At 63.7% G+C, this 7,078-nt stretch carries 4 protein-coding genes; 3 read left to right on the top strand and 1 reads right to left on the bottom strand.

Going from position 1 to position 7,078, the window contains the following annotated elements:
• The first annotated feature begins 330 nt into the window (after positions 1-330).
• The 3 genes from H3H36_RS26195 to H3H36_RS26185 are packed head-to-tail and all read left to right on the top strand — an operon-like array spanning position 331 to position 4,648.
• Positions 331-1,485: a porin gene (locus H3H36_RS26195; RefSeq protein WP_182220971.1), complete on the top strand. Its 1,155-nt coding sequence runs from the start codon at positions 331-333 to the stop codon at positions 1,483-1,485.
• A 56-nt stretch (positions 1,486-1,541) separates the two neighbouring features.
• Positions 1,542-3,671, top strand: a complete 2,130-nt coding sequence (locus tag H3H36_RS26190) for a 4Fe-4S binding protein (protein WP_229220120.1) — start codon at positions 1,542-1,544, stop codon at positions 3,669-3,671.
• Positions 3,668-4,648: an FAD:protein FMN transferase gene (locus tag H3H36_RS26185; protein ID WP_182220970.1), complete on the top strand. Its 981-nt coding sequence runs from the start codon at positions 3,668-3,670 to the stop codon at positions 4,646-4,648. The genes H3H36_RS26190 and H3H36_RS26185 overlap by 4 nt, the downstream gene beginning before the upstream one ends.
• Positions 4,649-4,656: 8 nt before the next feature.
• On the opposite strand, the gene H3H36_RS26180 is transcribed toward H3H36_RS26185, so the two are convergent.
• The gene (locus H3H36_RS26180) at positions 4,657-6,510 is read right to left on the bottom strand and encodes a sigma-54-dependent Fis family transcriptional regulator (RefSeq protein WP_229220119.1); all 1,854 of its coding nucleotides are present in this window, start codon (positions 6,508-6,510) and stop codon (positions 4,657-4,659) included.
• Positions 6,511-7,078 lie beyond the last annotated feature (568 nt).

Below are 7,078 nucleotides of genomic sequence, written 5' to 3'. Positions count from 1 at the left end.
TCGACCGGTTGGGCGTACCACGCCTGTCTTAACCTCAACTACTCGAACCGCCCGGTGCGGACCCGCATGCCGGGTGGTGTGGCAGGGGACCGGTCAGCTATGCTGGCCGCCCCTATGCCGATTGCGGCGCCATTTGCGGCGCGCGCGCGTGCCCGCGTGGCGATCAAATTTAGGACAGTTCGCGCGCGCGCTGATCCGATACAGCACAGCATGCGTGGCCCTCAGCGCGTTTCCCCCTCTGTGACGCGACAGGCACGCAAATTGCCATTACACGCTTACATCAAACGTGATGTGTCTGACCAAATCTAGAACAAATACATGGAGAATGTGATGAAGAAGATTTTCTTGCTGGGCGCGCTGGCAGCTGCAGGTACTCAATCGGCACAGGCGGTGGACATCAAGGCCGGCGACTGGACGGTCAATGTCGGCGGTATCGTCAATGCCTATTACACGCAGGTGTCGTGCTCCGGCGACGCCGTGGGTGGGCTGGCGCTGGCCGGTAAGGGCCTGGGCTGCGGCGGCGAATCGAACCGCACCACCATCGGCAATGGCCTGCTGCCCAACGGCCTGGTGACGTCGGCGACGACGCGCCAGGGCGAGTATGACGTCAAGGCGCTGATCGGCATTTACAACCACACGGCCACCGACAGCGCCATCGCCGCCAACAGCGGCGTGGACGTGCGCCAGGCCTACTTCACGTTCGGTAACGCCGACATGGGCACCATCAAGCTGGGCCGCGATAATGGCATCTTCGGCGCCGGCGCCATCTTCGGCGATATGACGCTGATCGGATCGGGTGCGCCAGTGCAGGCTACCCAGCGCGGTCGCGTCACCTTGGGCCACATCGGCGCCGGCTACAGCTACCTGGGCTACTACGGCCAGGTCGCCTACAGCGCACCGAAGTCGGCGTCGGGCCTTGGTTTCGACGTGGCGCTGGTCAGCCCGGTGGCCGACACGCCGGTGGTGGCCGCTTCGACCTATTCGGCCAAGAACAGCCCGCAGGTGCAGGGGCAGGTGACCTTCGCGGCCGATGGCTTCAAGGGCTGGCTGGGCGCCAAGTCGCAGAAATTCTCGTCCGTCACGCCGGGCGTGAATGACTTCACCATGTCGGCCGTGGAACTGGGTCTGTCGTACCAGGCTGGCGCGGCCGGCCTGCTGGCCAACTTCCAGGGCGGCAAGGGCCTGGGCGTGCTGTCGGACGCGGACCAGGGCGACGTCAAATCGAAGAACTACTTCGTGCAGGCGACCTACAAGCCAACGGAGAAGCTCAAGCTGGGCCTGGGCTACGGCATCAGCAAGAACGACGACAACACCATCGGTACGGGCGGCCTGAAGTCGAACGCCAACCTGACGGCCGGTATGTACTACTCGCTGACCAGCGCGATCTCGCTGGTGGGTGAAGTGGGCCAGACCCGCTCCAAGGGCTTCAACGGTGGCGAGGCGAAGATGAACGGCGTCTCCGTGGGCGGCATCATCTTCTTCTGATAGCGCCTCACATATCGCGGCGCGGCGAGGAGGGCCGCGCCGCGCCAGGAGACGAGATGACTGCCATGCGAATTTTGCTGTCGATGTGGAGCGCGACGTTGTTGCCCCTTCTGCTGGCCCTGTTGCTGGTGGCCGCGCCCGCGCGCGCCGGCGTGCTGGACAAGGCGGAGCTGGAGCGCCGCTTTCCGGCGCCGCTGATGGTGGGCGAACGTGACGCGGATTTACCCGTGTGGCCCATCTTCAAGCAGAACGCCACGGCCACGGAGCTGGTGGCCTACGTGTTCGAGTCGGCCGACCTGGCCCCGGTGCCAGGCTTCGCGGGCGTGCCGCCCAACCTGCTGGTGGCGATCGACCCGAAGGGCGGATTTCTCGACGTGGCCGTGCTGTCGCAGCACGAGCCGGTATTCCTGGATGGCTTGGGCGAAGGCCCGCTGATCCAGTTCGTCAAGCAGTACAAGGGCTTGTCGCTCAAGCAGAACATCAGCATTGAAACCAACAGCAAGCGCGAGCGCCATCCGGACGCCGCGCATGCCTATATCGATGGCGTGTCCAAGGCCACGGCCTCGGTGCGCATCATCAACCAGAGCGTGCTGGCGGCGGCACTCAAGGTGTCGCGCAAGAAGCTGGGCTTCGCGCAGGGACGCGACCCGGACCAGATCGCGCGGATCAAACCGGACCTGTTCGAAACGATGGACTTGTTGCGCATGCAGTCGGAAGGGCTGGTGCACCACCTGCGCCTCCGCAACCGTGATGTGGAGCGCCTGTTCGTCGGTAGTGATGGCGCCGGATTGGACCAGGAAGGGTTGGCGCACCCCGACGACCTGTTCATTGACCTGTATGTCGCTTGCGTATCGGTGCCGTCCGTGGGACGCAACCTGCTGACCGAGCGCGGCTGGCGCAAGCTGAAAGGCCGGCTGGAGGAGGGCGACCACGCCATCCTCGTGATGTCGACGGGGCGCTACAGCGTGACGGGCGACGACTTCGTGCGCGGCAGCCTCTCCGAGCGCCTGCTGTTGAAGCAGGACCAGCTGCCGATCGACATGCGCGACCTGGACCTGGATCTGGCCGTGGCACGCGAACAGCTGCCTGGCTATACGGTGACGGCGTTCCGCGTGATCGCCCAGGCGGGGCTGGACCCTGCCGGTGTATTTCACTTCTCGCTGCCTATCACCCGCAACAAGGGCATCGTGTACCCGGAGCGGATCACGCGCAGCTTCGACATTGAATACCGGCTGCCGGAACGTTTTTATGTGGCGCCTGAGGGCAATGACAAATCCTGGCGGGCCATCTGGCGTGGCCGCGCCGTCGATCTGCTGGTGCTGGTTGGCGGGCTGGCCGTGTTGGCGTTCGCCTTGGTCAAGCAAAAGCGGTTGACCGCCAATGGCGCGCGCTTCGCCTGGTTCCGCCGTGGCTTCCTGGTTTTTACCATCGTGTTCATCGGCTACTACGCCCAGGGACAGCTGTCGATCGTGAACATCACGGGTGTGCTGCAAGCCCTGCTGGCGCACCGCAGCCTGGAATTCATGCTGTTCGATCCGATGACGGTGGTGCTGTGGGCATTCGTGCTGATCTCCCTGCTGGCGTGGGGGCGCGGCACTTTCTGCGGCTGGCTATGTCCGTTCGGCGCCATGCAGGAGTTTGTCGGCAAGGCCGCGCGCAAGTTCGGCATTCCCCAGTACCGGTTGCGCGGCGCGACCGACGCTCGCCTCAAGCGCCTCAAATATGTGCTGCTGGCGCTGATCCTGTGCAGCACGCTGTTCGGGAACGTGTGGACTGACCGCCTGGTGGAGCTGGAACCGTTCAAGACGTCGATCACGCTGGGCTTCGACCGTTCCTGGTCCTTCGTGACGTATGCCGTGGCGTTGCTGGCGGCGAGCGCCTTCGTCTACAAATTCTTCTGCCGTTACCTGTGTCCGTTCGGCGCCGGGCTGGCGCTGCTGGGCAGGTTCCGGCTGCTGGCGTGGATTGCGCGGCGCAGCGAATGCGGCAAGCCCTGCCAGACCTGCCGCCACAGTTGCGATTACCAGGCCATCAGACCCGCTGGCGACATCGACTATGCGGAATGCTTCCAGTGCATGGACTGCGTCGTGATCTACGAGAGCGACGAGAAGTGCGCGCCGCGCATCATGGAGGTCAAGCGCAGCCGCACCATTCCCATCATGCCGATGGCAGGAGGACAGTCATGAAACGCCGTACTTTTTTGTGTGCCTCGATGGGGGTGTTGGCGGGGGCCAGCGGCCTGGCCTTGTGTTCGGACCAGCACCTGCATACTGGCGCGGCGCTGGCGTTCGGCACCTCGATTTCCATCTCGGTGCTGCACGCGGACGAACGGCTGGCCCGGCAGGCCATCGCCGAGGCCTTGCATGCGGCGCAGCGGGTGGACCGGTTGATGAGCATCTATCATCCGGCCAGCCAGGTCTACCAGCTCAATCGCGATGGCGTGCTGGCGCGGCCCGATGCGCAGTTGCTGGCAGTGCTGGTCCAGGCGCAGGAATTATCCCGGCTCAGTGATGGCGCGTTCGATATCACCGTCCAGCCGTTGTGGCGCGCGTTCAGCGAGGCGGCCGCGCGAGGCACGCTGCCTACCGAGGCGGCGCGGCGGCAGGCGCGCGCGCTGGTGGGCTGGCATGGACTGGAATTCGACCGCGACGCCGTACGGCTGGCGCGGCCGGGCATGGCCATCACGCTCAATGGCGTGGCCCAGGGGTATGCGGCCGATTGTGCGTTGGCCGCGCTGCAGGCACGGGGCATCCAGCATGCGCTGCTCGATACGGGGGAATTTGTCGCGCGCGGGCGCAAGCAGCACCAGCAGCCATGGACGCTCGGGATCCGTGCGCCGCGCGATGCCGATGCGCTGGCCACCACGCTGTACATCGAAGGCTGCGGGGTGGCCACGTCCGGCGACTATGAGACCACCTTCACGCCGGACTATGTGCACCATCACATCTTTGATCCGGCGCTGGGTGATTCGCCGGCCGAACTGGCCAGCGTCAGCGTGCTGGCGCCGAACGCCATGCTGGCGGACGGCTTGTCCACGGCGTTCATGGTGATGGGGCGGGCGCGGGCGGCCGCCTTGGCCGCCCAGTTGCCTGGCGTTGACCTGATGACCATCGACAAGCAGGGGCGCAGCTGGCAGACCCGTAACTTCCCGCCACCGGCGTGACGCCAGCGCTACTTCAGGTTGGGCACCTTGCGGTAGATGGTATTGCGCGATACGCCCAGTGCGCGCGCCGTGGCCGACACATTGCCGCCGTTCGCCTCGAGCGAGCGCAGGATCACCGATTGCTCCATTTCCTCCAGGTTGGCGCCGGTGGCGATCATTTGCGCCGTCGTCGCCTGGGTGTCCATGGCCTGGGTCTGTTCAATATCGTCTAGGAAGTCGTCGGGCATGTGGCGCAGGCCGATTTCCTGTTCGTCGCCGGCCATCACGATGGCCGTGCGCAGCAGGTTGGTGAGCTGGCGGAAGTTGCCGGGCCACTTGTGGCGGCGGAACAGGTCCAGGATTTCGGCCGAGACTTCATAGCCGCCATGTTCCGATTCGGCCGCCAGGATTTTCCTGACCACCGTTTCCAGGTCGGTGCGTTCGCGCAGTGGCGGCAGTTTGACCACCAGGCCATTGAGCCGGTAATACAGATCCTCGCGGAACAGGCCTTGCGCCATGCGTTCGCGCAGGTTGTGGTTGGTGGCGCAGATCAGCTCCACGTTGACGGGGATGGACTTGTCGCTGCCCAGCGGTGTCACCATCCGTTCCTGCAGTACGCGCAGCAGGCGCGCCTGCAGGCTGAAGGGCATGTCGCCGATCTCGTCGAGGAACAGCGTGCCGCCGTTCGCTTGCAGGATCTTGCCGGCTGCGCCTTTCTTGCGCGCGCCGGTGAAGGCGCCATCTTCATAGCCAAATAGTTCGGATTCGATCAGCGTTTCGGGAATCGAGGCGCAGTTCACGGCCACGAATGGGCTCATGGCGCGGGGAGAGTCGTTGTGGATGGCCTGGGCCAGCAATTCCTTGCCGGTGCCCGTCTCGCCCATGATCATGATGGGGATGTCGCGCCCCAGCACCTTGCTGACCTTCTCAATGACCAGCTCCAGCTGCGGATCGCCGGTGCGCAGGTAGCGCAGGCCCGACAGGCGGCGCGCGTTGCCCACGGCGGCCCGGCTGGGTTGGGGCGATGCGTAGGCCGACGTGCCATGCGGTTCCGTCAGCGCTTGCTGGAACACGCTGTTAGACAGGCGCAGCTGGGCACGGCCAAACACGCGCACGCCATTGTGCATGCACAGGTTCAGCAGGCCGGGCGAGGCGGTGCGGTAATGTTCATACAGCGCCGATACCGGTAAGCCGAACAGGGAGCTGAAGGTGTGCGACTGCAGCGCCGCGTAGGACAGGCCAAGCTGGAACAGGCCGTTGCGGTTGGCCGACAGGAAGCGGCCACCGGGGCTGAACGAGGCGATGCCTTCCATCAGCGTACCGATGAATTCGGGGCGCACATGGAAGTGCAGCGTGATCGCGTCTTCGAACGTGGCCGAGAACAGCTGGTTTTCGATCATCAGCGCCGACATGCGCACCAGGGCCATGGTGTGCTTGTGGAAGCTGCGCTGGTCGCCGGACACGTCGAGCACACCGATCACGTTACCCAGGTGATCGGTGATGGGGGCGGCGGAACAGGTCAAAAAGTGGTTGGCCGACAGGTAGTGCTGGTCGGCGTGGACCAGGGCCGGCGCCTTTTCCGCGATGGCGGTGCCGATCGCGTTGGTGCCGCGGCTTTGCTCGGACCAGGCCACGCCGGGTTGCAAGGCGACGCGGTTGGCTTTTTCCAGGAAGTCGTCGTCACCCAGCGAGTGGACGATCACCCCATTGGCGTCGGTCAGGATCACCATGTTGTGGGTGTTGACGATCTGCTGGTATAACGTCTCCATGGCCGGCAGGGCATGGGCGTGCAGCAGGCGGTTTTGTTCGATCAGCGCGTTCAGGTCGCCCCGCGCCATCGGGTTGAAATCGGGCTTACGCTCTGGGCTCAAACCGTAAGACATCGATCGCTGATGTGACGATTCGATAATAAGCGGCATCTTGTCCGCCCACGCGTTCGCGGAGGTTGCCCCTAATGCGGATGAAGGGGCACTGTGCAGATCTGGAGCAGTCTGTGTGTGCATGGCGTTCTCAATATCTCCGTTAGGCCGCTATTGACGGCTCTCTCTTGCTGCAAGTGTTCCATAATGTAGCACCTGCGCAAATTTTGAGCAAAATCAGTTGTCCCGTCCCTGCGGACACCGTTGCTTAACGATTGGTAAGCAAGCATGGTGCCAGCTGGTTGGCGGGGCTTGCCAAAGTGCGACGGGCTTTGCTATAGTTCGCCTCCCCGCAAAACGGCGCATGTAGTGCGAGTGAAGCGGGGCGAAAAACGAGGGGTTGACGAGCTGCACGAAACACCGCATAATCTCATCTCTCTGCTGACGAACAAAACGCTTCGCAGCAACGCAGTACCGAATAAAGTTCTTTAACAATTCACAGTCGATAAGTGTGGACGTTTGATGGAAGTGCACGCGGAGCTAGTCTCCGCGATACTTAAAATATCAAATGTTCACAAGAAGTAATGAAATA

Origin of the sequence: Rugamonas fusca, assembly GCF_014042365.1 — a bacterium.
Lineage (GTDB): Bacteria > Pseudomonadota > Gammaproteobacteria > Burkholderiales > Burkholderiaceae_D > Rugamonas > Rugamonas fusca.
This window is presented reverse-complemented; position numbering and strand designations above follow the sequence as displayed.